Here is a 26563-nt window from a genome sequence, read left to right on the forward strand (position 1 = left end):
GACCGCTCCGGAAACTACAATAGCGTGCCGATTGTGGCGGAGCGACGGCTAAAAGCGCGGGGCAATGCGGATCAGAACGGGTTCCAGGTCGGCTTTCTCGTATATTTGAGATAGCCGACATTGGCCCCGAGCCTGGCGCCGACACCGGTTCGAATCGGGGCTAGAATAATATCCCTATTTTTCTGGAAATTCACACCAAGCCCGCCAACCAGATAGGCCGACCCGTCCACTCCGCCAAAACGCTCGCCATAGATCTCACGCGCATTGGTGGAATTATAGACCAGCACGAGGGCGCGCGAGCCATTGCCGCCGAAGTCAAATCCGATGGAGGGGCCCTGCCAGTAGATCTTCTGGCGCCCGCCACCCTTGTAGTAGATCACGCCTTCGCCAAAGCGCAGGCCGCCGACAATGGCGCCCGATCCTTCCTCGCCGACGATATAGGCCGTTGGCTCACCCTGGCTCGAGAAGACATATTCGACCGCTTCGGCGAGGCCGCGCGTGGTCTTGCCGAAAAACTTCTGGCCAGCCATGACGATCTCGTCGGACGAATAGGTCTGCTGCTTGCGCCCGGTGGCGGCGTCCGCCGGAACAATCCCTGCGACGCCTGCGGCAAGGCCCAATCCCAGAAGCGCCAAGGCCTGGCGCCGGTCAATAGACTTGGTCATCACAAAACTCCTTCAGCACTTCGCCTTCCGAAAGCGGCTGCCTTCACGGGTCCGAACTGCCTGAATCCCACCTGTATGGCGCGCTACTCTAAGGGCCGCTTGTGGCAGCTTTGAGTCGCGGATTCCGGCCCCTCAAAGTGGCGTTTTTTTGGTTAACAGGCCGCTAATAACGGGTTGGAAAGTGGCCGGCCGGTCAGGCGCCACGGGCGATGAAAGCGGGATTGTCATAGCCCCGGCCGGCCTTGCCATAAGTCAGCGGTTCCCCGGTCTCAAGCCCGACCGAGCCTCCCGCCGCCGCGAGAACCGCATGGCCCGCGGCCGTATCCCATTCCATGGTGCGGCCGAAGCGCGGATAGAGATCGGCTTCGCCGGCCGCGAGGAGGCAGAATTTGAGCGAAGAGCCGGCCGAGACGATCTTCTTCACCTTCAGGCATTTGAGATAGGCTTCGGTGCGCTCGTCACGGTGCGAGCGGCTGGCCACGACGACCGGACCATCGGCCGCGGCGGTGCGGGCCCTGAGCGGATGCCAGGCGAGGACGGCGGCATCGGCATCGGCGTCCGCTTCTGCCTCGAAGGCGCCACTGCCGGCCTCGCCGCAGAAAATGCGCCCCAATGCGGGCGCCAGCACGATGCCGGCTATGGGCAAGCCCTTATCGATGAGCGCGATATTGACGGTGAACTCGCCATTGCGGCTCAGGAACTCCTTGGTTCCATCGAGGGGATCGACGAGATAGAAGCGCTCGCCCGTCTTGGGGATGATCCCCGCCGCGGCCGCTTCCTCGGAAATCACCGGTGTCGCCGGGTCCTGCTTGTGCAGGCCGGCAAGAATGATCCGTTCCGCCGCTTCATCGGCTTCGGTGACGGGCGTCAGATCGGCCTTTTCCCGCGCGGCAAGCGGCTTCGCATAGATGGCCATGATCTCGCGGCCCGCCGTCAAAGCGAGGGCGGCGAGCTTGATGAGGCGGGAAGATGGGGCGGCGGTGCTGGTGGTCATGGCAGGCGGGGCTATGCCCGCCATGGCAAGAATGGTCAATGCGGAATTGTTCGGCCCGATCTGGTAAAACAGAAGGGACGAATCACCTTCAGGAAAAGCCATAGCCGATGCAGCAGCCCAGCCTCTTGAGCGACCTCGACCTCGCCGCCCTTCTGTGCAGCCGCGTCTGCCATGATGTGATCTCGCCGGTCGGCGCCATCACCAATGGGCTCGAGCTGCTCGAGGTCGAAGACGACGAGGCGATGCGCACGATGGCGATGGATCTTGTGCGCAAATCGGCGAAGCAGGCTTCGGCGAAGCTCAAATTCTGCCGCATCGCCTTCGGTGCCGCGGGCTCGGCCGGCGCCATCATCGACATGGGCGAAGCGGGCGATGTCGCCAAGGCCTTTGTCGGCGAGGAGAAGATCAAGCTCGACTGGCAGGTGCCGCGCGAGAACCGGCCGAAGCAGCAGGTGAAGCTCCTGCTCAATATGATGCTGATCGCGATGGGCTGCATCCCGCGCGGCGGCGTCGTCAAGGCGGAAGCGGTGGAAGGCGGTTTCGCGGTGCGCGCGACCGGCGAGGGCGCCAAGATCTTCGAGAAGACCGAGCAAGTGCTCAAAGGTTCGGTGCAGCTGGAAGAGATCGATGCGCGCCTGATCCAGCCTTACTATACCAAGCGGCTGGCGGAAGCCGCGGGCCTGCCGCTCTCCATGGCGGTCGAAGGTGCCGATGTGGTGGTGCGGGCGGTTGCGGCCGCCGAGACGGCGGCCCCTATCGCGCAAGCCGGATAAGCGAAATATCCGGGCCTGCAAGAAAAATCCCGGCACCTTGCGGCACCGGGATCTCTCAACCCCTTCTGCACACTCAAGTCGGGCTCAGGCGCTCTCGCGCATGTCGTCTTCCTGCGGCGCGCCTTCGCGCAGCACATAGCCCCGGCCCCATACCGTCTCGATGAAATTCTTGCCGCCCGCGGCGGTGGCGAGCTTCTTGCGCAATTTGCAGATGAACACGTCGATGATCTTGAGCTCGGGCTCGTCCATGCCGCCATAGAGATGGTTGAGGAACATCTCCTTGGTGAGGGTGGTGCCCTTGCGCAGCGACAGCAGCTCCAGCATCTGATATTCCTTGCCGGTGAGATGCACGCGCTGGCCGCCGACTTCGACGGTCTTGGTGTCGAGATTGACCAGGAGGTCGCCGGTGGTGATGACCGACTGGGCGTGGCCCTTCGAGCGGCGCACCACCGCATGGATGCGGGCGACCAGCTCATCCTTATGGAAGGGCTTTGTCATATAGTCGTCGGCGCCGAAGCCGAGGCCGCGAACCTTGTCCTCGATGCCGGCGAGGCCGGAAAGGATCAGGATGGGCGTATTGACCTTGCTGACGCGCAACGTCTTGAGAACCTCGTAGCCCGACATGTCGGGCAGGTTCAGGTCGAGGAGAATGATATCATAGTCATAGAGCTTGCCGAGATCGACGCCCTCTTCGCCGAGATCGGTGGTATAGACATTGAACCCTTCCGACTTGAGCATCAGCTCGATGCTCTGGGCCGTCGCTGTATCGTCCTCGATCAGCAGAACTCTCATGCGTATCCCCTTCATCCGCCCCGGATGCGGCGTTTCCGGCGCAAGCCCAACAGACCTTTGCCGTGAAACGGTCAGTTAACAATGATCGTTAACATACGCCCGGAAAGGTTAACAAAATCTAATAGACATGACTCAAGATCACTGACACCCACCGTCCAAAGGCCCGGATTTACCCGGTCTTAAGGTTACGCGCCCAAGATGGCTCCTTAAGGGTCGAATCTTCAAGTTAGTTGATTCGCACCTCCATGCCTAGGGAAAGCCGGAATATCGCCCGCGCTTCGCCGGGCGCCGTGTGTTGAGTACAAAGAGGGTTATATGCGTTCGTCACGAGAGACGCTTCTCAGGCTGCACCGCTTCCGCACAGAAGAAAAACGCCGGCAGGTCGCCGATATCGAAGCGATGATCGCCGATCTCATGCGCAAATATGACGATCTCGATGCCCAGATGAAAATCGAGGAGCAGCGAACCGGCGTCAACGACCCCGCCCATTTCAATTATTCGATGGCGGCAAAATCGACGCGCGGCCGGCGCGACAACATCCTCAAGACGGTCGGCGACCTCAAGGACCAGCAAGCGGCGGCGCAGACCCTGCTGCAGGAAGAAGAGACCGAACTGCGCAAGCTTGAGCTCCTGGCCGAGAAAGAACTCGACCATCGCCCGGCCACGCGCGGCGCCCCCACCGGATTTGCCCCGCGCCAGGCGGTCAGCTGAGGCCTTATGGCCTCGCCGGCGCAGACCGTCATCCGCTTCGCCGACCAAGCCGATATCATTGCCACGGCCAAGCTGCTGGCGGCGATGGATGCGCATTATCGCCCCGGCGTCCATCTGCCGGGCGATGATGAATATGCCGGAATGGTCACCCGCACGATGAAGACGCAGGAAGGCACGCGCTTCGTGCTGTGCCTGGCGGAAAACATGCCCGCCGGCCTTGCCTGCTGCGCGATCCTGAGACCCGGGCGCGACCGCAAGGGGCTGCTCTTCGTCAAGGATCTGTTCGTGCGCGGCGAGTGGCGCGGCAGGGGACTTGGCCATGCCATGATGCGCTTCCTCGCCGCCTTCACGCTCGAACAGGGCATCGGCCGCATCGATCTTGCCACCGATATCAGTAATGATGGAGCGCAGCGGCTCTATGACGAGATCGGCGGTATCCGCCGGCCGGCCGTCTATTTCACTTTCCCGGACAACGTGCTGCGCAAGCTCGCGGAAGGCTAGAGTTTGTACTGGCGCAGCCGCTCGTAATAGGGCTGTGCCGCCTCGGCGATCTTAGCGAGAGCGCCATCGAGCGCGAGGCGCCGATCTTTCGGCGGCGCGAAGCCGGTCGATTCCCACACCGCATTGTACCAATGCGGCGCCCACACGCCGTCGAAGGGCTTGGGGCCCTTTGGCCAGGCCAGCATGTGATCGTCGAAGGAGATGCCACAGGCCGCGCATAGCTGCTCGAGCGTTCGGCGGGGATCAGCCAGCACATCATCGGCATCGATGACGGCGGGCGCCTGTCCCAGATGATCAGCTACCCTGTCGAAGATCTCGGCCTGCTCGACGAAGCCGATGTCGCGCAGCGAAACCTCCGCCCATTTCTGCGCATAGCTCGCCAGCACCCGCTCCGGCCGGCGGATCAGAAAAGCGTTGGTGAGCCCCAATATCCACCCGCGATCAAAGCCCTTCAGCATGTGGTGGGTCATGTGCTTCTGGTAGAAGACCTGCTTGCCGTCGGGTGCCGGGCCCAGGCAACGGGCGACGAGCCTGTCCCAGTCGCTTTCATTGGCGGCGATGATCTCGTCGCGCATCGGGTGATCATTGCCGTGGACCTTCAGGGAGAAGGCGTAGAAGGGCTCGTCCCAGGCAAAGCAGTCAGGCCGGTTGCCGAAGGAATACATCATGGCGGTCGAGATGTTGCGCGGCCCCGACCACATGGCGATGTTGACGGTCACAGGGTTCGCTTCGCCTCGCGCTGCGCCAGGGCTTTGTAAAGTTCGGTGAGGCGTTTCGTCATGGGGCCGATGCCGGCCCAGTCGCCCTTTTGCGCCAGGGGATGCGCCACAAGGCGGCCATCGATCTCGCGCACCGGCACCAGCCCGGCAAAGGTGCCGGTGACGAAGGCCTCGTCGGCGCCGTAGACATCGTAGAGCGAGAACTGCTTCTCGAAGACGGGGATGCCGTTTTCCCGGCAGGCACGGATGACGGCGGCGCGGGTGATGCCGGGAATGCAGTACTGTCCGGTGGAGGTCCACACTTCGCCGCGCCTGACGATGAAGAAATGCGTCGAATTGCAGGTGGCGACGAAGCCCAGGGGATCGAGCATCAAGGCCTCGTCGGCCCCGGCATTCATGGCCTGCACGCAAGCGGTGATGCAATTGAGCTTGGAATGCGAGTTGAGCTTCTGGTCCTGCACATCAGGGGCGCCGCGCCGCACATTGACGGTATGGAGCTTCAGGCCCTTGGCGACCACGTCGGGCTTGGGCGCCTTCCATTCCGGGATGATCACAATGGTCGCGGTCGAGATGGTGGCGCGCGGGTCCTGATAGGGTGTCGCCTTGACGCCCCGCGTCACCATCAGGCGGACATGCACGCCATCCGTCGTCATCCTGTTGGCGTCGAGACAGGCGAAAAGCCGCTTGACCAGTTCCTCGGGCGTCACGCCGATATCCATGAAGATCGCCTTGGCGCCCTCATAGAGGCGCTCGATATGCTCGCTGAGGAAGGCGATGCCGCCATTATAGAGGCGCAGGCCTTCCCATACGCCATCGCCCAGCACGAAGCCCGAATCGAACACCGAGACGACGGCCTTGTCGCGCCGCACCAGCTCGCCGTTGATCGAGATCAGGATATTCGCGTTCTTCGGGTCGATTTCGAATTGCTGCGTCACGATGCGGCCTTCTCCTCATTCTCGCTCATGCTGCGTGGATCCTGCGCGACTTCCGCCAACGCGCCCCAGCCGCGGTCGGGTGAGTAGTCCGGGCGTGGCTGCTGGTCGCCAGAGAGCACGCGCTCGATCTCGGCCTGGGCGGCGCGCGAAATGTCGACGATCGTGTCGATGTCGCCGGCATGGCGCGCGGTGCGGCGGATCAGCGTCTCATCGTGGCGGCGGAACAGGCGCAGCGCGCGCGCCGCCTCATAGGGATGGGTGCCGAGCGCCACCAGCGCATCCTCGGCCAGAGCGAGGGATGAATCGAACACCTCGCGATAGACATGCTCGACCCCGGCATTGAGGAGCTCATAAGCATGGGTGCGATCGAAGGCGCGGGCGAATATCTCGAGATGCGGGAAGTTGCGGCGCGCCATCTGGACGATTTCGTTGATCTTCTCGCGGTTGTCGATGGCGACGACGAGAATCTTCGCGTCGGCGGCGCCGGCCGCTTGCATGAGATCCTCGCGGGTGGCGTCGCCATAGAAGACCTTGAAGCCGAATTTTCGCAAGGCATCGATCTGTTCGACATCGTGATCGAGCACCGTCGCACGCGAGCCGTTGGCCGCGAGCACGCGGCCCACCGTCATGCCGAAACGGCCATGGCCCAGTATGATCGCCTGCGATCCGGTCTGATCGATCTTGTCGGCTTCGCGCCGGAAGCCCTGGCTTTCGAAGCGCGGCTGGATGATCTTGGCGTCGAGCATCATCAGCAAGGGTGCCGCGGCCATCGACAGCGCCACGATGGCGACCAGCATGTTGGCCTCGGCCAGAGCGAGAAGGCCAAGGCCCCCGGCGAAGGAAATGAGCACGAAAGCGAATTCCCCGCCTTGCGCGAGCGAGAAGGAGAACAGCGAGGCGCGCGGCGGCTTCATGCGCGCGAAACGGGCGATGGCATAGAGCACGACGAGCTTGACGAGGATGAAAGCGAGGACGCCGCCAAAGATCAGGACCGGCTCCGTGGCGATGAGCTTGAAGTCGATGCCGGCTCCCACCGCGATGAAGAACACCGCGAGCAGGATGCCCTTGAAGGGCTCAAGGTCCATTTCGAGCTCGTGGCGGTATTCGCTTTCGGCGAGCAGGACGCCGGCGAGGAACGTGCCGAGGGCGGGCGACAGGCCGACCGTCTCCATGAGGAGCGTGATGCCGACGACGAGGGCGAGCGCCAGAGCGACGAAGATCTCGCGCAAACCCGTCATGGCTATGAGGCGGAAGAGCGGTCGCATCAGATAGCGCCCGGCCAGCACGATGAGGGCCACGGCGGCGAAGACGACGAGCGCCTGCTGCCAGGCCGGCAGGCTGCCCAGATAGCCATGCGTTTCGGGGGCCGGCGCGCCGCCGCCTGCCGCCAGCAAGGGCAGCAGCGCCAGGATCGGGATGACGGCAATGTCCTGGAACAGCAGGACCGAGAACACCGCCTGGCCGCCCGAGGTCTTGAGCTGCCCGCGCTCGGCGAGGCTCTGCAGCACGATGGCGGTCGAGGACATGGCCAGGATCAGGCCGATGGTGATCGAGGTCTGCCAGCCAAGCCCAAAGAGGATGAGCGCCAAGGCAAGTGCCGCAGCGGTACCGATGACCTGCATGCCGCCGAGGCCGAGGATCGGCTTGCGCAAGGTCCACAGTTTCGAAGGCTGCAATTCGAGGCCGATCAGGAACAGCATGACGATGACGCCGAATTCGGCAAAATGCAGCACATCCTGACCTTCGCTGCCGACGAAGCCCAGCACCGAAGGCCCGATCAGCATGCCGGCGATGAGATAACCCAGCACAGAGCCGAGGCCAAGGCGCGTCGCAATGGGCACCGAAATGACGGCGGCGGTCAGATAGACGAAGGCGCCGAGCAGAAACGTGTCGAGGCTAAGTTGCATGGCGCTTTTTCTGGAGCCGTTGCGCCTCGAAGGCAAGCGGCAGGGCATAGGCCTTGGCGAGCCGCGTCATCGGGTCGATATGGCCGTCGCGCAGGCCCTCGATCAGCCCCTGATAGTCGCTGGCCTTGAGGGCGAGGTCCTCCGCCGTCAGCCAGCGTCCGGCAAAGACGACAAAGGGCTCGAGATAGGCCATGCCGCACAGATGGGCCGACTGGTTGAAGGGGCTGAGCAGGTCGGTGATCTCGAAGCGGTTGCGGCCGTGCCGGCGATAGGCGGCATCGGCACCCCCGGTCGAGATGGCATTCATGAGGAATTTGCGATGCAGCTTGTCACCGCCCGGCCCGTAGGCCCAGCCGAGCTCGAGCACGAGATCGAGCCATTCCTTGATGATCGCCGGCGCCGAATACCAGTAGAAAGGATGCTGCAGCACGATGACGTCATGCTCGGCGAGCAGCGCCTGCTCGCGGGCGACATCGATGGTGAAATCGGGATAGGCGGCATAGAGATCGTGGAACGTGACGCCGGACAGGCTGCTCACCGCGTCACTGAGCGTGCGCTGGACATGCGAACCGGACAGGCGCGGATGGGCAAAGAGGATGAGGATCTTCATGAAGCTGGCAAGATAGAGGATGCCCACGGAAGCGGGCAAGGGAGGGGGCGCAATCGTATGGGTTGGCCGAACCTGGTGGTGCCGGGCCGACCAACCCGGTGGCCTAGCCCGGCTGGTTGCGCTCCCGCTTCGCCTTCATGACGCCCTTCGCCATCTTGCCGAAAGCCCGGGCGCGGGCGCGCCGCTCGGCCAGGCTCTCGGTGTTGTAGGCCTCCTCGGCGGCAAGCTTGCGCCAGCGTTTGACCCGTTCGGGATCAAGCCTGCCTTGCGCGACCGCCAGCTCAATGGCGCAGCCGGGCTCGCTCAGATGCCGGCAATCGTTGAAGCGGCATTGGCGCGCCAGAGCGAGGATGTCGGCGAAGACGCCGGCGATCCCTTCCTCTGCATCGGTGACCTGCAACTCGCGCATGCCCGGCGTGTCGAGCAGCCAGCCGTCCATGGGCAGCCGGTGGAGCGCCCGCCCGGTGGTGGTATGGCGGCCCTTGTCGTCATCGGCGCGGATGGCCTGGGTGGCGATGCCGCCGGCGCCGGTGAGCGTGTTGATGAGCGTCGATTTGCCGACGCCCGAGGAGCCGACAAATGCCACCGTCTGGCCGCGCTTGCACCAAGGCGAGAGGCAGGCGGTGCTTTGAGGGTCGAGCGCATTCACCGCCTCGACCAGGAGGCCGGGCAGCAGCTTGGCCGCGGCATACACGAAGTCCTCCGGTGCAGCGCTCAGATCGGCCTTGGTCAGGACGATGACCGGTGTCACTTCCGCTTCCTCGGCGAGGACCAGATAGCGCTCGATCCTGGCCTGGTTGAAGTCCTGGTTGCAGGACGAGACGATGAACAGCGTATCGACATTGGCGGCGATGAGCTGCAGCTTGCGTCCGGTGCCGGCGGCGCGGCGCTTGAACAGGCTGCGCCGCTGCAACAGGTGGCGGGCGCGCTGCTTTGCCGTGTCGAGAAGCAGCCAGTCGCCGACCGTGGCGATGGCTTCTCCATCGTCCGGATCCGCGCCAAAGGGCGGGATCGCCATGTCGAGATCTGCGCCCTGCACCACAAGGCGGTCGCGGTGAACCGCCATCACCCGGACGGGCAAGAGCGTGTCGTCAGGATCGCATTGGGCGGCAAAGAAATTTGACCAGCCGAGATCGGCCAGATCGAGGATTGGGGATGTCATCGGTGTCCACCAGCTTAAGCGCCGATTGCCGGCGCGCATAGGAACGATCCGCTGCCGGGGCAGGGATCATGAATTCGGGCTGGGTGGAGGCGGAAGGAAGCGGCTAGGCTTCGGTCCGGCTTTCTCCAGCCTTATGGGACACAACGACAATCACCAAATGCCTCCTTTCCGGAAAATGGACGCTTGCAAGTATAGTGGGCCGACAACGGCCGGAAAAGTGGGAGTAGCATGAGCCAACAGCGCAGTCCAAGCGAAGTCTTCCTGGCCCTGGTCAACGGCCTTTGCGAAGGGCGGATCGAGGAGGTGATCGATCTCTATGCCGAGCAGACGGATGTCTCGCATCCCTTCGACCCGTTGCGCGGCCCAGGCTTCACAAGCCGGGAGGAATTGCGCGCGCATTTCGCGCGAAGGCCGGCCCGGCAGACCCTGAAAGCAAGGGCCACGAATATCAGGATCCATGAGACAAGCGATCCGGAAGTGATCGTCGCGGAATTCCGCTATGAAATCGAGAATCTCGAGACCGGCGCCAGTTCTTCCTACCCTTGCGTCTTCGTCATGCAGGTGCGCGACGGCCAGATCGTCTCATCGCGCGACTATGTCGACCATTTGGGATCGGCCGAAGCCAGAGGCAGCCTGGGGACACTACTGAGCGAGATCGGCAAAAGCCGGTCGGTTGCAGGAGGGTGACTCCCCGCGATCCCGAACAGTCAATTTTAGGATTTATTGCCTGTATTGCTGGATCCGCGTGGTCCGGAGACCCGCCAGGCCGTGCTTGTCGATCGAGCGCTGCCAGCTCAGATATTCCTCGACGGTGAGGGTATAGCGCTCGCAGGCCTCTTCGAGGCTCAAAAGCCCGCCCCGGACAGCCGCCACGACTTCCGCCTTGCGGCGGATGACCCAGCGCTGGTTTCCGGGGGGCGGTAAATCCGCAATGGTCAGCGGACTGCCATCGGGCCCAATGACGTAATTCACGCGGGGACGCAACTGACCGTTCATCACCTTACTCGACTGGGTACTCACTACTTACTGCCGCCAAGACTAGGTGCGTTCGCTTAAAATTGGGCTAAGCAGTTCCGAACAATTTGCAAATCTTGGCCGCCGACTGCGCCAAATCAGGACAGAACGGGCAAAATTGCCGTTTACAACCAGGGTACGAGCCGCCATCTATCCGCCCATGACCGTAACCGACCCCCTTATCGACGAAGTGCGCCGCTCGATCGGCCTGCCGGGCGATCCCGCCCGGATACGGGTGGTTTGCGCCATGTCGGGAGGGGTCGATTCTTCCGTTGCGGCTGCCCTTCTCAAGCGCGCCGGCTATGACGTCGTCGGCATCACGCTGCAGCTCTATGACCATGGCGAGGCGGTGCGGCGGAAGGGGGCCTGCTGTGCCGGCCAGGATATCCATGACGCCCGCCGGGTCGCGGCCCAGCTCTCGATCCCGCATTATGTGCTCGATTTCGAGAGCCGCTTCCGGGAAGCGGTGATCGACGATTTCGTCGACAGCTATGTGGCGGGCTATACGCCGGTGCCCTGCATCCGCTGCAACCAGACGGTCAAGTTCGCCGATCTCCTGGCACGGGCCCGCGATCTCGATGCCGCCGCCCTTGTCACCGGCCACTATATTGAGAGCCGGCCGCGCCTCGACGGCTCCGGCCGGCGCGATCTCTTCACGCCCGCCGATATTGCGCGCGACCAGAGCTATTTCCTCTTCGCCACGACGCAGGAACAGATCGATTATCTGCGGTTTCCGCTTGGCACGATCCCTAAGAGCGAGACGCGCCGCATCGCCGCGGAGATCGGGCTTGCGGTCGCCGACAAGCCCGACAGCCAGGACATCTGCTTCGTGCCGGATGGACGCTATGGCGATCTCATCACCAGGCTCAGGCCCGATGCGGCCGAGCCGGGCGATATCGTGCATCAGGATGGACGGGTGCTCGGCCGTCACAAGGGCACGGTGCATTTCACTGTGGGTCAGCGGCGGGGGCTTGGCATCGCCGAGGGCGATCCGCTCTATGTGTTGAAGATCGAGCCCAAAGAGCGGCGCGTCATCGTCGGCCCGCGCGAAGCGCTGCTCCGGCACGAAATTGCCATCGACCAGGTCAACTGGCTTGGCGAGGAGCCGCTCGACTCGCGGATGCGGCCGATTTTTGCTAAGATTCGCTCGACCCGGCCGCCGGTCGAAGCCGATATCAGCGGTTCGGCCGAGGGAGCCAGGGTCACGATCGCGGCCGGCGAATATGGCGTATCGCCGGGGCAGGCTTGTGTGTTCTATGAAAGACCGGGCGCGGGAGCCCGGGTCCTCGGGGGCGGCTTCATCGCGCGGGGGTTTTCAACCGGAGGAAATCGGCGCTTGCCAGAAGCGCTGTCGATGGTCACATAATCGGGGAAATGGGAGCAGGAGAGATCCATGCAGGGCAGTGCCCGCCGCGCGCTCGCTGAAATTGACAATCACGATGTCATGCGTGCCTATCGCCGCTGGGCGCCGGTCTATGACGCCACTTTCGGCAAGGTGATCGAGGCGGGCGTCAAGCAGGCGGCCTTCCTGATCAACAAGTATCACGGCAGAGTGCTGGAAATCGGCGTCGGCACCGGACTCTCGCTGCCGCACTACAAGCATAGCCTCAAGGTCACGGGCATCGACCTGTCGCCCGACATGCTGCACAGGGCGCGCGAGCGCGTGCACAAGCGCAATCTGCGCCATGTCGAGGCGCTGCTCGAAATGGATGCGACCGAGCTCAAATTTGCCGACAAAAGCTTCGATGTCACATCGGCGATGTTCGTGATGACGGTGGTCCCTGATCCCGTCCAGGTGATGAACGAGCTCATCCGGGTCACCAAGCCGGGCGGGCATATCCTCATCGTCAACCATTTCAGCATCGACAAGGGACTGCGCGCGGTGGTCGAGAAGCGCCTTGCCCGGTTTTCCGACATTCTCGGCTGGCGTCCCGACTTCCCGGTCGAGACGCTGATGGTGAGCGGCAATCTCAAGCTCGAGGAGCGCCGGCCGCTCAAGCCCTTCGGCTTCTTCACCTTGCTCAGGTTCCAGCGGCTCAATTAATGAAGAACTCCGGATTGCTGTTCTGGCGGCGCTATCTGCATCGCCCGCTGGGCGTCGGCGCCGTGGCGCCGAGCGGTGCGAGCCTGGCCAAAGCGATGGTGCAGACTTTGGCGCCCGGAGCCGGCGACGTCATCGTCGAGATCGGTCCGGGAACGGGACCGTTCACGCGGGCGCTGCTCGCGTCTGGTGTTGCGCCGGCGAAACTCATCCTGGTCGAGTTCGATCCGGAGTTCGTGCGCCATCTGCGCCGTAAATTCCCGGGCGTCACGGTGCTGCAGGGCGATGCGCAGGAACTGCCGCGGCTGCTCAAGGAGCAGGGGCATGGCAAGGTACCGCGCATTCTCTCCGGCCTGCCGCTCAGAAGCATGCCGGAAGCGGTGCGCACCGGCATCTCGCGCGCCATGGCAACCTCGCTCAGCGACGACGGCATGCTGGTGCAGTTCAGCTATTTCCTGGCGCCGCCGCTGGCGGAAGCCGAAGTCGCGGCTTGCGGGCTGAAAGCGCGCCGGGCACGCGCGGTGATGGCCAACATCCCGCCCGCTTTCGTGTGGCGCTACAGCAGAAACGCGTAACTTCCCGATACAATTGCGCTCTGGACAGAAGCCTGCCGCCCATGCGAGTTTCCGGGCCGCGCGAAGCTCCCTGGCCGCAACCATACCGGCCGGGCCGCTTGCCAGATTTCGCCATATCAGGAATCACGAGCTCGTCATGAATGACGCAGTGCATATGACTAATTTGCAGTCCCGCGACGAGCGAACCCTTCCTGCCGTTTCGGCGCGCGGGCTGGTCAAGCGTTTCGGCGAGCTCCGCGCCGTCGATGGGATCGATCTCGACGTGCCGCGCGGCATGATCTTCGCCATCCTCGGCCCCAATGGCGCCGGCAAGACGACCTTGATGCGCATGCTGGCCACGCTGCTGACGCCCGATGACGGGTCGGCCAGCGTCATGGGGCATGATGTCATCGCGGCGCCACATGATGTGCGCGCCAGCATCGCCATGACCGGCCAGTTCGCTTCGCTCGATGAGGATCTCACGGGGCGCGAGAATCTGCTGCTGCTGGCCCGGCTGTGGGGTTTCCGAGGCCGCAGCGCGAAGGACCGCGCCGACAACCTGCTGGCGGCTTTCGAACTCTCCGATGCGGCAGGGCGCCAGGTGAAGACCTATTCGGGCGGCATGCGCAGAAGGCTCGACATCGCCGCTTCGCTCATCGTGACGCCGGGCGTGCTGTTCCTCGATGAGCCGACGACCGGGCTCGACCCAAATGCGCGCCAGAGCGTGTGGCGGATGATCCGGGCGCTCGCGGATTCGGGTGTCACGATCCTGCTCACCACGCAGTATCTCGACGAAGCGGACCAACTCGCGGCGCGCATCGCCGTCATCGACAAGGGCCGCAAGATCGCCGAAGGCACGAGCCGTGAGCTCAAGGCGGCGACAGGCTCGGGCTTCCTGCATGTGGCGCTGGCCGATCCGGCGCGGCTGGCGGAGGCCGAGGCGATCCTCGCCTGCCATCTCACCGGTACCATCCAGCGCAGCCCCGAGGGGGCGCAGTTGTCGGTCATGGCGGGCTCGACGGATGCCGCAAGCCAGGCCATCGCGGCGCTCATCGCGGCCAGGATAGAGCTTGCCGATTTCTCGATGGGCTCGCCCAGCCTCGAAGAAGTCTTCTTCGCGCTGACGGGCGGCAGCGGCAGGCTTGGAAAAAGGGAGAAGGGCGATTGATGACCGATCTGAGTTCCGCTGCCTTGAGTGCCAGGCTCGAGATGGTGGCGCCGCCCAAGGCGCCGTCGGCCTTCTCCAATGCGCTGGTCTTCGGCTGGCGCGCCATCCTCAAATTCAAGCACGTTCCCGAGCAGCTGTTCGATCTGGTGATGACGCCGATCATGTTCACGCTGCTGTTCACCTTCGTTTTCGGCGGAGCGCTGGCGGGCTCGACCAGCGCCTATCTGCAATTCTTCCTGCCGGGCATCCTGGTCCAGACCGTCGTGTTCAATGCCGTCTATTCCGGCATGGGGCTCTCGACCGATCTCGGCAAGGGCCTGTTCGACCGCTTCCGTTCGCTGCCGATCTGGTCGCTCGCACCCTTTGCCGGACTGATGGTGGGCGATGTGCTGCGCCATCTGATCGCCGGCGCCATCATCCTGACGATCGGCCTCACTCTGGGCTATCGCCCGGAAGCGGGAATCCCGGGCGTGATCGCGGCCTTCGCGCTTCTCCTCGCCGTCGGCTTCGGCATGGGATGGATATTCATCGTGCTGGGCCTGCTGATCCGCACGCCGACGACCGTGATGACCGCGGGCTTCACCTTCCTGTTTCCGCTGGTCTTCGCCTCCAACATCATGGTCGAGCCCCAGACGATGCCCGGCTGGCTCAGGGCCTTCGTGGATGTCAATCCGGTGTCGCTGATGACCAGCGCCATTCGCGGCCTGATGGCGGGGCAGGCGAGCCTCAATGATGTCCTCATGGCCCTGCTGGCGCCCGCCTTGCTCACCTTGCTGCTGGCGCCGGTGACGCTGTGGCTCTATCGGCGGAGCGATCGCTAGGTCGCCGCATTTCCCTGCCGTGCCCGGCTTATGGGAGTAAATGCGTAATCCGGTCTCGCGACTTGACTTGCCATGCAGGCAAACCCTATATCGCCGTCACGATCTTGGGGCGGAGTAGCTCAGTTGGTTAGAGCACGGGAATCATAATCCTGGGGTCGGGGGTTCAACTCCCTCCTCCGCTACCACTTTCAATAGTTTTGGAACGTTCATAGTCTTGATTTGAACCGTGCCAGGTTCTTCGATCGGCCATGAGAGATACTTGGCACGGGCCATATGCTCGATCCTGGACCTATTTCTCAGAACGCTCTCAACTCGTTTCTTCCGATCCCTCTGAGCGTCGAAATGGTCATCCAGTGCCTCGCCGCTGATCACGCAGGAGACTGCGCTGCCAAGCGCGCTGCCCTCAAAAGTTGCAACATCTCGACTGGAATCGTAGCGAACCTGGGGATTGGCAAAGGTCAAATCGAGACCGGGAACCTTTGAGCGGCTGACGCCGATGGTCTTGAGTGTCAAATCTCGTGCGCTGCCGCTGACAGCACCCAGTCCGTGAAGGAGCAGTTTGCGCCAGGCGGGCCCGCGTCGATAAGCTTCTTCCCAGGCAAGCTTGAGCTCGTGAGGCCTTTTCTCGGCGAGAATATCGAGCAGCACACTGGCCTGTCGAATATCCTTGTCTCGCTTGGCGAGACCTTCACGACGCCGGTGCGATACGATCAGCTTGTGAACGGCGAAGCGCGCGGGCGCGGGTACGTGAACGAAGATTCCGGCGTTATGCAGGATCACCGCTGGCTCAGGCTCATGAATAAGGAAGTCGAGGAAGCGTAGCGGCTGAGCATCCGTTTGCAGCGCCGGCAAAGATTGAGGCTGCCCAGTTTCTTCTCCTTCATTGGGCGTGAGAAAATCGACGCGCAAGCCGCCCTTGGCCGCGTAACTTGTAACCCGCCGGCCGTCGACCACGTGCGGCACCGCCCGAAAGGTCTTGTCGACCTCCCTTAGGACTTCGAGCAGGGATGGAATGCTATCCTCGACAGCCACCGACACGTTCTTGAACTGGGCGATATCGACATCGCCGGTCTCCAGGAGAGCGGCGGCGAGCCTGACGCCTAGCATGGCCGAGTATGTCTGGTAGGCAACGGTTCCAACCAGCACACCGCGGAGACGGAATATGCCTGCCTTAGCCAGGGCCGCAATGACATCGCCGATCTCTGGAATGGGACGAGGCAGATTGAAGGATCTCACGAGCGTTGACACGAGCGCGCGGCGTTCACGCTCGTCATTGCGGGCCTGACGGTGATGGGCGATGCGTTCCAAGAGTTCGGGTGTCTCGGCGCCCGCATATCGTTGCCTGCGGGCAGCGCCGGCTCCGGCTTGAAAGTACCAATAGCGACGTCCCTTGATGATTTTGGCGACAAAGGCGCCCTCTTCGCCGAAAGCCTCGTCGAACGCAGCATTCGCACAGCGTTCCAGAAGTTCGGCGTAGGTTGTCTGCGCGACGAGCGGGGGAACTGCCATCGCGGCCTCCCATCTATTATACTCAGTTTGCAAAAGTGAGTATAACCGCTTTCGAACGGGAAATCTATCTAATTATACTCAATTCACAAAATGAGTATAATTCTGCTGACAAGAGACAGGCCCTGGTTAACCTCCGCTACCATCCACCAAATCGCCGATCTCCACGCCGAGGGCTTCGGCGATCTTCTTCATCGCCGACACGCTTCCATCTTTCTTGCCGGTCTCGATCTCCGAAATATAGGCGGTGCTGAGTTCCGTCCTTTCCGCCAGATCGCGCGCCGACAGGCCGCGATGCCGGCGCCAGACCCGCACGGGATTTTCCCCGGCCAGGATGCGCTTGACGGTCTCGGAAGGGATCATCTCGTCACGTCCGGACGCAATATCGGCCCTGACCCGGTCCGCCGCAGCGATTTCTGCCGCATCGATCAAACGCTCATATTCCGCCAATGGCAGAAGAACGAGAGTTTCACCCCCGGGCGTGACGATCTTTTGCATCATGGCCACCTAATCATAAATTCCACCGCGCGGGCCGATCTTGAGGATACCGAGAACCTGCCCCTGATCATCCATGATCACCCGCCAATCGCCGACCCTCAGCCTTAAATAGCTCGAGCCCGTCAGCGCCTTGACATTGTTCGCCTGGCTCCCGGGATCGCTCGCATATTGCTCGATCTTATCGACGATCCGCCGGGCTTCGTTTGCTGGAATACGGCGGAGGGTCCTCAACGCCGATTTGCTGTAGGCGATCGACTCCATCACAAATCTATAGCTTATAGCGAATTGTTGTCAAGTCGATATTCGCTATTAGTGAATTATAAGAGGCGGTCAATCCGGCAAAGCGAATATCGTGCAGGGTGTGGCGATGCCGCGCAGCATGTGCTCGCCCAGCGGGATCAGCTCCGTCGCCGTCGCCTCGGCCACCGCGCCTGAGACGAGCACGCTCCTGCCCATGAGCTTGCACAGGCCTTCGAGCCGGCCCACCAGATTGACGGCCGGGCCGATGGCGGTGAAATCGAGCCGGTCGGCGGTGCCGATATTGCCCCACAGCATGTCGCCCAGATGCAGCGCCATGCCGAAGGGGAGAGGCGGCAGGCCCTGGCGCCGGCGCGCCTCATCGAGGCTCGCCATGCCGGCCCGCGCCGCAGCGGCAGCGCGCAGTGCCGCGTCGCAGGCAACGGACGGGGAATTGTCGCCAACGGGGAAAATCGCCAGCACGCCGTCGCCCACGAATTTCAACACCTCGCCGCCAAAGGCATGCACCGCGCCGGCAATGCGGTCGAACCAGGCATCCAGGGTCGCGACCACGAGATCGGGAGGCATCGTCTCCGACATTGCGGTGAAGCCGCGCAGGTCGCCGAACAGCAGGACCGCGCGAATGGTTTCGCCCGGCTCGCGGCGGGAGCGCCCGTGCAATACCTGCGCGGCGCTGCGCCGGCCGAGATAGGCTTCGAGCAAGGCGGCGAGCGTCGATCGGGTAACGAGCGCGGCAAGTGGCGCCGCGGCGAAGCGCGCCGCCTGATGCAACAGGTCAGCCTCGGCCACGGCGAGGGGACGCGACAGCGCCCATCCCAGGCGAGGTCCATCCTGTTGTGCTCCGACAACATCTTCCCGCGCGATCCCGGCGCCGAGGCCCGAGAGCCAGTTGCGTCCAACGGCGCCGGGCTCGTTCGTTTCATTGCCCAGGGTGCTGAAATCCAAGGCCTCGATCACCGTTCCGGTCTCCGCCGTCCACAGCCAGGTGCGATGCCGGATGATCGGATGCGGCGCGGAAAGGGTGAGCGCGCCGCCGGCGAGCGGCATGCCATCGGCCATCAGCCGGGTGCCGAGTGTCATCAGAAAGCGGTCGCCGCCGGGCGTGGCACTGGCCTCGTCGATCAGCCAGGTGAGTGCGGAAGGCAAGTTCATGCGAGGATCATGCGGCGATAGGGGAACATCTGTCATCGCGTAACTGTCACAAAAGCAATTTGTGTGAAAGAAAAATTGCCATGGCCGGCTTAAGGTGAAACTCTGTTGCGCTCACGCTTGTCGAAGGAGATTCCGTGATGGCTGAAACCCTGGTCGTCCGTCGTGAGGTACAGGTCGCGGCGCCGCCCGCAACCGTCTTCGCCTTCCTCACCGATCCGGACAAGATACTGCGCTGGCTGGGCACGGAGGTGACGGCCGAGCCGCAGCCGGGCGGAATCTACCTCGTCAATGTGCAGGGCAAGCACAGAGCGCGTGGTCAGTTCACCGAGGTCGTTCCCGTCCATCGCCTGGCCTACAGTTTCGGCTGGGAGGGAAGCGGCAAGACGCCGCCCGGATCAAGCCTGGTCGAGATCGATCTCGTCGATGAGGCCGGCGGTACACTGGTGCGCTTCACCCATAGCGGCTTGCCCGATCTGGAAGAGTGCGAGAGTCACGACAAGGGTTGGGCCTATTATCTCGGAAGGCTTACTGTGGCCGTCGCCGGTGGCGATCCGGGCCCAGATATTCCGCGCGACATGTGAGCCATTGCGGCATCGATGAAAATTCGTGTCGAAAAGGACGCCAGCGCCGTCGGCGTGGCGGGCGCCGATCTGGTCAGCGCTGCCACCGGCGGAATTCTTCCGCACCGATCCGGGTTCCTGAGTGCATGTGTCGCATTCATGCTCACAGGAGCGTACGATCAAAGCTCCTTCTCCGCGAGCTCGCGGAAGGCATCGGGAACCGAGCGCGTCAATCCCAGCGCGACCGAGGCATAGCCGACGGCTTCCCAGCCGAAGCGCCGGCGCAGCTTGTCGATGGCGCGGTCCGCGTGGAAGCGCGCCATGCCCAGCGCGGCGCCCGGCCGGCGATTCTCATCTGCGAGCCCCAGCGGCAGCTCGAGCTGCAGAAGCGGCCGTTCGTCGAGATGCGACACCGAAATGGCGAGCAGCGAGATGAAGCGCTCCCCCGGATGATCGGCGAGCGCCGAGCGCACCAGATCCTCGGCGATTTCGGCCAGGATCGCCGTCGCCGAGATCGGCGCATCGAGGGTGATCGAGCGCGTGACCGAACGGAGATCGGCAAAGCGGACGCGCACCGTCACGGTGCGGCCGGGGCGGGCCTTGGCACGCAGCCTTGTGGCCACCCGGTCGGCAAGGTGGCGCAGCGCAGGGCGGTAGACGTGCTCTTCCGCAGGCCTTCTTCCGAGCGCCGATTGCGCGCCGGCCGAATGGGCGCGCTGGCGGGTCCTGATCTCGCGCGGGTCGCGATTCCAGGCCAATGACGAGAGCTTCTCGCCGGCGGCCGGCCCCAGCAGCCGGGTCAAAGCCATGCGGTGCGTCCGGGCCAGCTCGCCGATCCTGGTGATGCCGGCCGCGGCGAGCCGCGCCTCGGTCACAGGTCCCACGCCCCACATGAGCCCGACGGGGAGATCATGCAGGAAGGCGAGCTCGTTGCCGGGCTCGACGGCCACGAGTCCGTCGGGCTTCGCCACTTGCGAGGCGATCTTGGCCAGATGCTTGGTGCGCGCCACGCCGATGGAGATGGGAAGACCAAGCTCGGCGCGCACGCGGTTGCGGACCGCCTGGGCTATCTCGGTAGGCGACCCAAAGAGATGCGTGCAGCCTTTGACATCGGCGAAAGCCTCATCGATGGAAATGCGCTCGACGAGCGGTGTGAAATCGCCGAGCACGCGGATCGCGGCATCGCCCAGCCTTTGATATTCCGAGAAGTGGCCGCCGACAAAAATGAGATCGGGACACAGCTCGCGCGCGGCGCGCCCCGGCATGCCGCCGCGCACGCCATAGGCCTTCGCTTCATAGGAGGCGGCCAGCACGACGCCGCCACCGACGGCGATCGGCTTGCCGCGCAATGACGGGTCGAGCAGCTGCTCGACCGAGGCATAGAAGGCGTCGAGATCGGCATGGAGGATGGTGGCGGTCGATTCCATTCCAGCAGCCTTGCACCCTATTGAGTATGGAACATAATGAGAACATTGTGACTCCGTGTCAATCCGGCTCGATCTCCGCGGCAGAAGCGGTAGGATGCTGACATTGTTCGAAAATATTCAAGGATTGCGCGTGACCCAGCCCTGCATCATCACCGTCGCCATCACCGGATCGGTGCCGCGCAAGGAAGACAATCCGGCCGTGCCGATCACGGTTTCGGAGCAGATCGAATCGACCCAGGAAGCCTTCGAGGCGGGCGCCACCATCGCCCATGTCCATGTGCGCAAGGACGACCAGACGCCGACATCCGATCCGGAACGGTTCGCGCGGCTGGGCGAGGGGTTGCGCAAGCACTGTCCCGGCATGATCATCCAGTTCTCGACCGGCGGGCGCTCCGGCAAGGGCTCGGAACGCGGCGGCATGCTTCACCTCAAGCCCGACATGGCCTCGCTGTCGACGGGCTCGTGCAACTTCCCGACCATCATCTATGAGAACCATCCGACTCTGATCCGCGAGCTTGCCGCCAAGATGCTGGAGCATGGCATCAAGCCCGAGATCGAAGTGTTCGATCTCTCGATGCTCTATCAGGCCCTGGCGCTGGCCGAGGAAGGCGTGCTGCGCAAGCCGTTGCATGTGCAGTTCGTCTTCGGGGTGAAGAACGCCATGCCGGCGATCCGCGACGTGCTCGAATTCCAGGTGAGCCAGCTCAGGAAACTGATGCCTGAGGCGACCTGGACGGCGGCCGGCATCGGGCGCCACCAGCTCGAGGTCAATCGCTGGTCGCTGGAGCTCGGCGGCCATTGCCGCACCGGTCTCGAAGACAATGTGCGCATGGATCGTGATCGGCTGGCGAAGTCCAATGCCGAGCTCGTCAAGCGCGTCGTATCATTGTGCGGCGATTATGGCCGCAAAGTCGCGACTGCCGCCGAGGCGCGGAAGATGCTGACGCTTGATTGAGCGCCGGAGCTACTTCACTCTCTCGATCAGCGCCATCGCGGCAGCAGGCGCCTTGGGCTTGAAGCCGTTGATCATGTAGATGAAGACATCGCGCGCTTTGGGTGGCTTGCTTTCGGGCTTGCCGATGGGGTTGAGATCGTCCGGGGCCTTGCCCTCGGCCCATAATTTGGCGCGCCTGGCCCATTCATCGAGTGCCTTCGGTTTGTAACCGGTCGCCACCGTTTCGTCGGCCCGCTGGAGTCTCGCATAGACGAAGGGTGCCGTCACATCGGCGATCTCGGGGAATTTCTCCTTGTCGGTATAGACGGTCGCCACCTTGTAGGCGCGCAGGAGGTCGATGAATTCCGGCACGAGGAAGCTGTCATGCCGGACCTCGACGACGTGGCGCAGGGAATGGCCTTCGTGGGAAGAGGGCAGGAGCTTGAGGAAGGCTTCGAAATCCTTGAGGTCGAATTGCTTGGTCGGCAGGAACTGCCAGTTGATGGGGCCGAGCTTCTCCTTCAGCTCGGTGACGCCGCTCGATATGAAGCGCTCGACCGACTGGCCGGCCTCGGCCAGCACGCGGCGATTGGTGCTGAAGCGCGTGCCCTTGACCGAGAAGACGAAGCCTGGCGGCGTCTCCTCGCGCCAGCGCGCGAAGCTTTCCGGCTTCTGGCTGCCATAATAGGTGCCGTTGATCTCGATCGAGGTCAGATGCTGGCCGGCATATTCAAGCTCGCGCTTCTGCGCCAGGCCCTTGGGATAGAAGGTGCCGCGCCAGGGCTCGAAGGTCCAGCCTCCGATGCCGACACGGATATTGCCGTTCTGAGTCTTGGCCATGACATGCTCCCGGAAAATTCGCCAGCTTCGGGAGAGGATACTTAAGTGCCCCTGCTGTCAATGTTTGGCAGCAGTCGCGCCATAGGCCTTGAGGAAGGTCTTCACCGCCACGGCGGCGGACTTCCGGACTTGCGCTTCCGACGGCTTGTCGCCGAGAAGCGTGCCGATATAGAGATCGGAATTGACCAGCGCCTGGAACTGGCGCGCGGCGATGTCGGGATCATCGATCTCGAGATAGCCCGCATGGTGGAGCCTGGCGAAACGCGCGCCGATCGCGGTCCAGGCGCGCTCGGGCCCAAGCTCGCGCCAGGGGGCGAAGAGCTCGGGATAGCGCCGGCCCTCGGCCTGGATCAGCTTACGCAACGCGATGCAGTCATTGTTGCACATGCAGTTGCAGGCGAGGCGCATGGCGAAATCGACAAGCTCGGCCTCGAGATCGGCCGGGTTGTCGGGAAAGCTCGATATCGCCGCGAACAGGCCGGCATTGGCGCGCTCGGTCAGATCCTTGACGACCGCGATAAAGAGTTTCTCCTTGTCGCCATAATGATTGTAGATAGTCTGGCGCGAGACGCCCGCTTCCGCGGCAATAAGCTCGAGGCTGGCGCTCGCAAATCCATCCCGGCAGAAAACGATGGAAGCCGCTTCGAGGACCGAAAGCCGCTTGGCGATATGGCTCCGCGGATGTGGGGTCGCCTGGCTGATGCTGCCCGTATCTGTCATTTCGTCTCTGTATGTTGCACGGATGATAAAAGAGCTTGACTGTTTTGACAACTATGTCCAATAATTTGGGCTAAGTTGTCCAGCGGTTTGCGAGCCAGGCCCGCCGGCACCGATTTCAGATGGGAATTCAAGTGTTTCGACGACGCGAGAGGGAACGATCGCGTCTCAGGATATGGGAAGTGTCTGCCATGCAAACGAGATTCGTCCGCAATGCCGTCATTCTGGGGCTGCTCTCGGCGATCGGTCCTTTCGCCATCGACATGTATCTGCCGGCGCTGCCCACGATCGGCCAGAACCTCAATGCCGATATCCGCTCGGTGCAGCTCAGCCTGATGCTGTTCTTCGTCTCCTTCGGCGCCTTCCAGCTCATCTTCGGGCCGATCTCCGACATGTTCGGGCGCAAGCTGCCGCTCTATATCGGCCTCATCCTGTTCGCCATCGGCGGCATAGGCTGCGCGCTGGCACCCGATATCACCACGCTCAATTTCTTCCGCTTCATCCAGGGCATCGGCGCCTGCGCCGGCATGGTCATCCCGCGCGCGGTGGTGCGTGACCTCCATACCGGCATCGATGCGGCGCGCATGATGTCGCTGCTCATGCTGGTGTTCAGCATCTCGCCGATCCTGGCCCCGGTCACCGGCAGCCTGGTCATCAGCCTCGCCGACTGGCGTGCCGTGTTCTGGGTGGTGACGGTCGCGGCCGTGCTCGGCTTCATCATGATCGCCACCATGCTGCCTGAGACGCGGCCCAAGGAATTGCGCGTCGCCAGCGGCGTCGGCACGGCGCTCTCCGGCTACCGGCTGCTGCTCGGCGACTGGAATTTCCTGGCGCTCTCCTTCATCGGCGGCTTCGGCATAGCGAGCTTCTTCTCCTATCTCGCCAATTCGCCCTTCGTGCTCATCGGCCATTTCGGCCTGTCGCCGACGCTCTACAGCGTGTTCTTCTCGATCAACGCGGTGTCGTTCTTCACCGTCGCGCAGTTCACCGGCAAGCTCGCCGACCGCTTCGGCCTGCGCAAGGTGGTGCGCATCGCCGTGGTCGGCTATTTCGCCGCCATGGCCCTCCTGTTCGCACTCACCGCGTCGGGGGTCGACCGGCTCGACGTGCTCGCCGCCTGCCTGTTCGTGGGCTACGGCTTCCTCGGCCTCGTGATCCCGACCACCGCGGTGCTGGCCATGGAAGAGCATGGCGAGATCGCCGGCACGGCCTCGGCGCTGATGGGAACCCTGCATTTCGTCACCGGGGCGGTGGCGGTCGCCGTCATCGGCCTCTTTGCCGATGGGACGGTGCTGCCCATGGTCACCGGCATTGCCGCCTGCGCGCTGATCACTTTCATCCTGTCGCAGGTGGCGTTGCGTCAAAGGCGTGTGGCGGAAGTTCCGGCCGAATAATTCGCGGGAGACACGGAACCACATTTGAGGCTTCGCGTTTTCAGGAAGTCTCAGCGGAAGGAGCCGTCCCGCAGCTGAGGCAGGGCTCGCTCCAGAGATCAGATCTGTGGAGCGGGCCTTTCATTTGGACTGGCTTTTGACAAACCTCCGGAATTCGACGAGCTTGGCGCGCCACCGAGCAAGGGAGCTGTCATGCGGGCCAAGTCGAAAGCCATCATCACCTGTGCGATAACGGGATCCATCCACACGCCGTCCATGTCGCCGCATCTGCCGGTGACGCCGAGCGACATCGCCGAGCAGGCGGTCGATGCCGGCAAGGCGGGGGCCGCGATCCTGCATCTGCATGCGCGTGACCCCAAGGACGGGCGGCCCTCGCCCTCGCCCGAGCTGTTTCTCGACTTCCTGCCGCGGATCAAGCAGGGGACGGACGCCATCATCAACATCACCACCGGCGGTGGGCAGGGCATGTCGCTCGACGAGCGGCTGGCGGCGGCGGAGCGTGCCTCGCCTGAAATGACCTCGCTCAATATGGGCACGATGAATTTCGGCCTGTTCCCGATGCTCAACCGCTACAAGGATTTCGCCCATGAATGGGAGCGCCAGCATCTCGACCGCTCGCGCGACTTCATCTTCCGCAACACTTTCGGCGATATCGAGCAGGTGCTGCAGCGGCTGGGCGAGGGGCACGGCGTCAAGTTCGAATTCGAATGCTATGATGTCGGCCATCTCTACACGCTCGCCCATTTCCTCGACCGCAAGCTGGTCAAGCCGCCGCTCTTCGTGCAGACGATCTTCGGCATTCTGGGCGGCATCGGTCCCGATCCGCAGAATGTGCTCGTCATGCGCGACACGGCCGAACGCCTGTTCGGCGATCAGTATCACTGGTCGGTGCTGGCGGCCGGGCGCTTCCAATTGCCCTTCTGCACCATGGCGGCGACCATGGGTGCCAATGTGCGCGTCGGGCTCGAGGACAATCTCTTCATCGGCAAGGGCAAGCTCGCCAAATCGAATGCCGAGCTCGTCGCCAAGATGCGGCACATATTGGAGGAGCTGTCGATCGACGTCGCTTCAGCCGACGAGGCGCGCCAGATGCTCGACCTCAAGGGCCCGCAGAATGTGAAGTTCTGATGCTGACGATCACTTCTCCCATTCCGTCATCCCGGCGAAAGCCGGGATCCATTAAACTCGCGAAATAGAGCAGCGCCGCCCGGACGGCTCCTATTCAGTGGATCCCGGCTTTCGCCGGGATGACGGAAAAGAGGGAAGGCTGATCATTTCTCGATGATCGCCACATGCGGGGCGGCTTCGCGGGGCATATGGCCGGTGAGGCGCGGATCGGGATGGACCTCGACCTGCACGTCATAAGGCGTGAAGCCCGAGCGCCTGTAGAAGCCGATAGCCGCCGGGTGATCGAACGTGCAGGTATGCACCCAGAAGCGCTTGATCGGCCGCGCCCAGGCGCGGCGAATGGCTTGCGTCATCAGGAAACGGCCGGCGCCCTTGCCGATCTCCTGCGGCACGAGACCGAAGAAGGAGAGCTCGCATTCGCCAGGGCTGGTGAAATCGAGCTCGAGCAGGCCGGCGACGGCCTCGGCGCGGAACAGGCGATAGATCTCGACATCGGGATTGCGGAAGATGCCCTGAAGCCTCTCATCCGCCATGAACAGGCGCGACTGCCATAGCCAGGCCTCGCCGACCGTCCTGAAGAGCGCGCGATAGGCGGCGGGATCGGGATCCTGCCATTGGCGGATCGACAGATCGTCTGCCTGAATTTGCGGCAGCATACCGGGTCTGGATTTCATCTCCAGGAAGGTCGCGACATTGGCGACATGGCCAGGGGGAAGGGGTGAATAGCCCGGGGGCAGCGGCGGATTGGCAGGCGTCATGGGCGTGTAACCAGCTGTTGCGCG

The 26563-nt window shown here is 63.3% G+C and carries 30 protein-coding genes and 1 tRNA gene; 14 read left to right on the forward strand and 17 right to left on the reverse strand.

Annotation, left to right across the window (positions count from 1 at the left end; all coding sequences use genetic code 11):
• Positions 1-71: 71 nt before the first annotated feature.
• Both DT068_RS08335 and cysQ read right to left on the reverse strand, forming a co-directional pair.
• Positions 72-665, reverse strand: coding sequence for a DUF1134 domain-containing protein (locus tag DT068_RS08335; protein ID WP_119389367.1), 594 nt, complete (start codon positions 663-665; stop codon positions 72-74).
• A 193-nt stretch (positions 666-858) separates the two neighbouring features.
• Complete coding sequence (gene cysQ / locus DT068_RS08340) at positions 859-1659, reverse strand: 3'(2'),5'-bisphosphate nucleotidase CysQ (protein ID WP_119389773.1); 801 nt, start codon at positions 1657-1659, stop codon at positions 859-861.
• A 107-nt stretch (positions 1660-1766) separates the two neighbouring features.
• Between cysQ and chpT the strand changes: the two genes are divergently transcribed.
• Positions 1767-2432, forward strand: coding sequence for a histidine phosphotransferase ChpT (gene chpT / locus DT068_RS08345; protein WP_119389368.1), 666 nt, complete (start codon positions 1767-1769; stop codon positions 2430-2432).
• A gap of 84 nt (positions 2433-2516) precedes the next feature.
• On the opposite strand, the gene ctrA is transcribed toward chpT, so the two are convergent.
• Positions 2517-3224, reverse strand: coding sequence for a response regulator transcription factor CtrA (gene ctrA, locus DT068_RS08350; protein ID WP_119389369.1), 708 nt, complete (start codon positions 3222-3224; stop codon positions 2517-2519).
• A 315-nt stretch (positions 3225-3539) separates the two neighbouring features.
• Here ctrA and DT068_RS08355 point away from each other — a divergent pair, with 315 nt between their 5' ends.
• Positions 3540-3935 (forward strand): flagellar export protein FliJ, encoded by a 396-nt coding sequence (locus tag DT068_RS08355; RefSeq protein ID WP_119389370.1) that lies wholly within the window; start codon positions 3540-3542, stop codon positions 3933-3935.
• A 6-nt stretch (positions 3936-3941) separates the two neighbouring features.
• On the forward strand, positions 3942-4436 hold the full coding sequence (locus tag DT068_RS08360; protein ID WP_119389371.1) for a GNAT family N-acetyltransferase: 495 nt from the start codon (positions 3942-3944) through the stop codon (positions 4434-4436).
• Here the strand turns inward: DT068_RS08360 and DT068_RS08365 are convergent.
• The 5 genes from DT068_RS08365 to rsgA all read right to left on the reverse strand — a co-directional run bounded on the left by DT068_RS08365 (position 4433) and on the right by rsgA (position 9769).
• The gene (locus tag DT068_RS08365) at positions 4433-5155 is read right to left on the reverse strand and encodes a sulfotransferase-like domain-containing protein (RefSeq protein ID WP_368904562.1); all 723 of its coding nucleotides are present in this window, start codon (positions 5153-5155) and stop codon (positions 4433-4435) included. The genes DT068_RS08360 and DT068_RS08365 overlap by 4 nt on opposite strands.
• Positions 5152-6090 (reverse strand): aminotransferase class IV, encoded by a 939-nt coding sequence (locus DT068_RS08370; RefSeq protein WP_368904564.1) that lies wholly within the window; start codon positions 6088-6090, stop codon positions 5152-5154. The genes DT068_RS08365 and DT068_RS08370 overlap by 4 nt, the downstream gene beginning before the upstream one ends.
• Entirely contained in the window at positions 6087-7997 is a 1911-nt protein-coding gene (locus tag DT068_RS08375) for a monovalent cation:proton antiporter-2 (CPA2) family protein (RefSeq protein WP_119389372.1), read from the reverse strand. The genes DT068_RS08370 and DT068_RS08375 overlap by 4 nt, the downstream gene beginning before the upstream one ends.
• Entirely contained in the window at positions 7987-8646 is a 660-nt protein-coding gene (locus DT068_RS08380; protein ID WP_368904566.1) for an NAD(P)H-dependent oxidoreductase, read from the reverse strand. The genes DT068_RS08375 and DT068_RS08380 overlap by 11 nt, the downstream gene beginning before the upstream one ends.
• A 64-nt stretch (positions 8647-8710) precedes the next feature.
• Complete coding sequence (gene rsgA, locus DT068_RS08385) at positions 8711-9769, reverse strand: ribosome small subunit-dependent GTPase A (RefSeq protein ID WP_119389373.1); 1059 nt, start codon at positions 9767-9769, stop codon at positions 8711-8713.
• 228 nt (positions 9770-9997) lie between these two features.
• On the opposite strand from rsgA, the gene DT068_RS08390 reads away from it, so the two are divergent.
• Positions 9998-10456, forward strand: coding sequence for a nuclear transport factor 2 family protein (locus tag DT068_RS08390; protein WP_119389374.1), 459 nt, complete (start codon positions 9998-10000; stop codon positions 10454-10456).
• A 33-nt stretch (positions 10457-10489) separates the two neighbouring features.
• Here DT068_RS08390 and sciP read toward each other — a convergent pair whose 3' ends face one another.
• Positions 10490-10765 (reverse strand): CtrA inhibitor SciP, encoded by a 276-nt coding sequence (gene sciP, locus DT068_RS08395; RefSeq protein ID WP_119389375.1) that lies wholly within the window; start codon positions 10763-10765, stop codon positions 10490-10492.
• 178 nt (positions 10766-10943) lie between these two features.
• Here sciP and mnmA point away from each other — a divergent pair, with 178 nt between their 5' ends.
• The 6 genes from mnmA (at position 10944) to DT068_RS08425 (ending at position 15552) form a co-directional block, all read left to right on the forward strand.
• Entirely contained in the window at positions 10944-12149 is a 1206-nt protein-coding gene (mnmA, locus tag DT068_RS08400; protein WP_438816419.1) for a tRNA 2-thiouridine(34) synthase MnmA, read from the forward strand.
• A 27-nt stretch (positions 12150-12176) separates the two neighbouring features.
• Positions 12177-12827 (forward strand): class I SAM-dependent methyltransferase, encoded by a 651-nt coding sequence (locus tag DT068_RS08405; protein WP_119389376.1) that lies wholly within the window; start codon positions 12177-12179, stop codon positions 12825-12827.
• A complete protein-coding gene (locus tag DT068_RS08410) occupies positions 12827-13399 on the forward strand; it encodes a class I SAM-dependent methyltransferase (protein ID WP_119389377.1) in 573 nt (190 codons plus the stop codon). The genes DT068_RS08405 and DT068_RS08410 overlap by 1 nt, the downstream gene beginning before the upstream one ends.
• A 136-nt stretch (positions 13400-13535) precedes the next feature.
• Positions 13536-14546 carry an ATP-binding cassette domain-containing protein gene (locus tag DT068_RS08415; RefSeq protein WP_368904569.1) on the forward strand — a complete coding sequence of 337 codons (1011 nt, stop codon included), beginning with the start codon at positions 13536-13538 and terminating at the stop codon, positions 14544-14546.
• Positions 14546-15367: an ABC transporter permease gene (locus DT068_RS08420; RefSeq protein ID WP_119389378.1), complete on the forward strand. Its 822-nt coding sequence runs from the start codon at positions 14546-14548 to the stop codon at positions 15365-15367. The genes DT068_RS08415 and DT068_RS08420 overlap by 1 nt, the downstream gene beginning before the upstream one ends.
• A 108-nt stretch (positions 15368-15475) precedes the next feature.
• Positions 15476-15552, forward strand: a tRNA-Met gene (locus DT068_RS08425).
• On the opposite strand, the gene DT068_RS28305 is transcribed toward DT068_RS08425, so the two are convergent.
• The 4 genes from DT068_RS28305 to DT068_RS08455 form a co-directional block, all read right to left on the reverse strand.
• Positions 15509-16876 carry a GSU2403 family nucleotidyltransferase fold protein gene (locus DT068_RS28305; RefSeq protein ID WP_368904624.1) on the reverse strand — a complete coding sequence of 456 codons (1368 nt, stop codon included), beginning with the start codon at positions 16874-16876 and terminating at the stop codon, positions 15509-15511. The genes DT068_RS08425 and DT068_RS28305 overlap by 44 nt on opposite strands.
• Positions 16877-17002: 126 nt before the next feature.
• On the reverse strand, positions 17003-17371 hold the full coding sequence (locus tag DT068_RS08445) for a helix-turn-helix domain-containing protein (protein WP_119389780.1): 369 nt from the start codon (positions 17369-17371) through the stop codon (positions 17003-17005).
• Positions 17372-17380: 9 nt separating this feature from the next.
• Positions 17381-17632, reverse strand: a complete 252-nt coding sequence (locus DT068_RS08450) for a type II toxin-antitoxin system RelE family toxin (protein ID WP_119389381.1) — start codon at positions 17630-17632, stop codon at positions 17381-17383.
• 69 nt (positions 17633-17701) lie between these two features.
• Positions 17702-18781, reverse strand: coding sequence for an adenylate/guanylate cyclase domain-containing protein (locus DT068_RS08455; RefSeq protein ID WP_119389382.1), 1080 nt, complete (start codon positions 18779-18781; stop codon positions 17702-17704).
• Between the two features lie 137 nt (positions 18782-18918).
• Between DT068_RS08455 and DT068_RS08460 the strand changes: the two genes are divergently transcribed.
• On the forward strand, positions 18919-19362 hold the full coding sequence (locus DT068_RS08460) for an SRPBCC family protein (protein WP_119389383.1): 444 nt from the start codon (positions 18919-18921) through the stop codon (positions 19360-19362).
• 158 nt (positions 19363-19520) lie between these two features.
• On the opposite strand, the gene dinB is transcribed toward DT068_RS08460, so the two are convergent.
• Positions 19521-20768: a DNA polymerase IV gene (gene dinB / locus DT068_RS08465; RefSeq protein WP_119389384.1), complete on the reverse strand. Its 1248-nt coding sequence runs from the start codon at positions 20766-20768 to the stop codon at positions 19521-19523.
• A 94-nt stretch (positions 20769-20862) separates the two neighbouring features.
• On the opposite strand from dinB, the gene DT068_RS08470 reads away from it, so the two are divergent.
• Positions 20863-21723, forward strand: a complete 861-nt coding sequence (locus DT068_RS08470; protein WP_119389385.1) for a 3-oxoadipate:acetyl-CoA acetyltransferase — start codon at positions 20863-20865, stop codon at positions 21721-21723.
• Between the two features lie 9 nt (positions 21724-21732).
• Here the strand turns inward: DT068_RS08470 and DT068_RS08475 are convergent, their stop codons facing one another.
• On the reverse strand, positions 21733-22542 hold the full coding sequence (locus DT068_RS08475) for a DUF72 domain-containing protein (protein ID WP_119389386.1): 810 nt from the start codon (positions 22540-22542) through the stop codon (positions 21733-21735).
• 57 nt (positions 22543-22599) lie between these two features.
• Positions 22600-23262 (reverse strand): TetR/AcrR family transcriptional regulator C-terminal domain-containing protein, encoded by a 663-nt coding sequence (locus DT068_RS08480; protein WP_119389387.1) that lies wholly within the window; start codon positions 23260-23262, stop codon positions 22600-22602.
• Between the two features lie 188 nt (positions 23263-23450).
• Here DT068_RS08480 and DT068_RS08485 point away from each other — a divergent pair, with 188 nt between their 5' ends.
• Positions 23451-24653 carry a multidrug effflux MFS transporter gene (locus tag DT068_RS08485; protein ID WP_119389388.1) on the forward strand — a complete coding sequence of 401 codons (1203 nt, stop codon included), beginning with the start codon at positions 23451-23453 and terminating at the stop codon, positions 24651-24653.
• Between the two features lie 192 nt (positions 24654-24845).
• On the forward strand, positions 24846-25781 hold the full coding sequence (gene kce / locus DT068_RS08490) for a 3,5-dioxohexanoate:acetyl-CoA acetone transferase (protein WP_119389389.1): 936 nt from the start codon (positions 24846-24848) through the stop codon (positions 25779-25781).
• Between the two features lie 143 nt (positions 25782-25924).
• On the opposite strand, the gene DT068_RS08495 is transcribed toward kce, so the two are convergent.
• Positions 25925-26539 carry a GNAT family N-acetyltransferase gene (locus tag DT068_RS08495; RefSeq protein WP_119389390.1) on the reverse strand — a complete coding sequence of 205 codons (615 nt, stop codon included), beginning with the start codon at positions 26537-26539 and terminating at the stop codon, positions 25925-25927.
• Positions 26540-26563 lie beyond the last annotated feature (24 nt).

This window comes from Taklimakanibacter lacteus (assembly GCA_003576695.1).
Classification (GTDB): domain Bacteria; phylum Pseudomonadota; class Alphaproteobacteria; order Rhizobiales; family Aestuariivirgaceae; genus Taklimakanibacter; species Taklimakanibacter lacteus.

Bases quoted from the DNA above. Each gene is read 5' to 3' on its own strand.
- DT068_RS08335 (WP_119389367.1), bottom strand. From the start codon at position 665: ATGACCAAGTCTATTGACCGGCGCCAGGCCTTGGCGCTTCTGGGATTG.
- cysQ (WP_119389773.1), bottom strand. From the start codon at position 1,659: ATGACCACCAGCACCGCCGCCCCATCTTCCCGCCTCATCAAGCTCGCC.
- chpT (WP_119389368.1), top strand. From the start codon at position 1,767: ATGCAGCAGCCCAGCCTCTTGAGCGACCTCGACCTCGCCGCCCTTCTG.
- ctrA (WP_119389369.1), bottom strand. From the start codon at position 3,224: ATGAGAGTTCTGCTGATCGAGGACGATACAGCGACGGCCCAGAGCATC.
- DT068_RS08355 (WP_119389370.1), top strand. From the start codon at position 3,540: ATGCGTTCGTCACGAGAGACGCTTCTCAGGCTGCACCGCTTCCGCACA.
- DT068_RS08360 (WP_119389371.1), top strand. From the start codon at position 3,942: ATGGCCTCGCCGGCGCAGACCGTCATCCGCTTCGCCGACCAAGCCGAT.
- DT068_RS08375 (WP_119389372.1), bottom strand. From the start codon at position 7,997: ATGCAACTTAGCCTCGACACGTTTCTGCTCGGCGCCTTCGTCTATCTG.
- rsgA (WP_119389373.1), bottom strand. From the start codon at position 9,769: ATGACATCCCCAATCCTCGATCTGGCCGATCTCGGCTGGTCAAATTTC.
- DT068_RS08390 (WP_119389374.1), top strand. From the start codon at position 9,998: ATGAGCCAACAGCGCAGTCCAAGCGAAGTCTTCCTGGCCCTGGTCAAC.
- sciP (WP_119389375.1), bottom strand. From the start codon at position 10,765: ATGAACGGTCAGTTGCGTCCCCGCGTGAATTACGTCATTGGGCCCGAT.
- mnmA (WP_438816419.1), top strand. From the start codon at position 10,944: ATGACCGTAACCGACCCCCTTATCGACGAAGTGCGCCGCTCGATCGGC.
- DT068_RS08405 (WP_119389376.1), top strand. From the start codon at position 12,177: ATGCAGGGCAGTGCCCGCCGCGCGCTCGCTGAAATTGACAATCACGAT.
- DT068_RS08410 (WP_119389377.1), top strand. From the start codon at position 12,827: ATGAAGAACTCCGGATTGCTGTTCTGGCGGCGCTATCTGCATCGCCCG.
- DT068_RS08415 (WP_368904569.1), top strand. From the start codon at position 13,536: ATGAATGACGCAGTGCATATGACTAATTTGCAGTCCCGCGACGAGCGA.
- DT068_RS08420 (WP_119389378.1), top strand. From the start codon at position 14,546: ATGACCGATCTGAGTTCCGCTGCCTTGAGTGCCAGGCTCGAGATGGTG.
- DT068_RS28305 (WP_368904624.1), bottom strand. From the start codon at position 16,876: ATGGCAGTTCCCCCGCTCGTCGCGCAGACAACCTACGCCGAACTTCTG.
- DT068_RS08445 (WP_119389780.1), bottom strand. From the start codon at position 17,371: ATGCAAAAGATCGTCACGCCCGGGGGTGAAACTCTCGTTCTTCTGCCA.
- DT068_RS08450 (WP_119389381.1), bottom strand. From the start codon at position 17,632: ATGGAGTCGATCGCCTACAGCAAATCGGCGTTGAGGACCCTCCGCCGT.
- DT068_RS08455 (WP_119389382.1), bottom strand. From the start codon at position 18,781: ATGAACTTGCCTTCCGCACTCACCTGGCTGATCGACGAGGCCAGTGCC.
- DT068_RS08460 (WP_119389383.1), top strand. From the start codon at position 18,919: ATGGCTGAAACCCTGGTCGTCCGTCGTGAGGTACAGGTCGCGGCGCCG.
- dinB (WP_119389384.1), bottom strand. From the start codon at position 20,768: ATGGAATCGACCGCCACCATCCTCCATGCCGATCTCGACGCCTTCTAT.
- DT068_RS08470 (WP_119389385.1), top strand. From the start codon at position 20,863: ATGCTGACATTGTTCGAAAATATTCAAGGATTGCGCGTGACCCAGCCC.
- DT068_RS08475 (WP_119389386.1), bottom strand. From the start codon at position 22,542: ATGGCCAAGACTCAGAACGGCAATATCCGTGTCGGCATCGGAGGCTGG.
- DT068_RS08480 (WP_119389387.1), bottom strand. From the start codon at position 23,262: ATGACAGATACGGGCAGCATCAGCCAGGCGACCCCACATCCGCGGAGC.
- DT068_RS08485 (WP_119389388.1), top strand. From the start codon at position 23,451: ATGCAAACGAGATTCGTCCGCAATGCCGTCATTCTGGGGCTGCTCTCG.
- kce (WP_119389389.1), top strand. From the start codon at position 24,846: ATGCGGGCCAAGTCGAAAGCCATCATCACCTGTGCGATAACGGGATCC.
- DT068_RS08495 (WP_119389390.1), bottom strand. From the start codon at position 26,539: ATGACGCCTGCCAATCCGCCGCTGCCCCCGGGCTATTCACCCCTTCCC.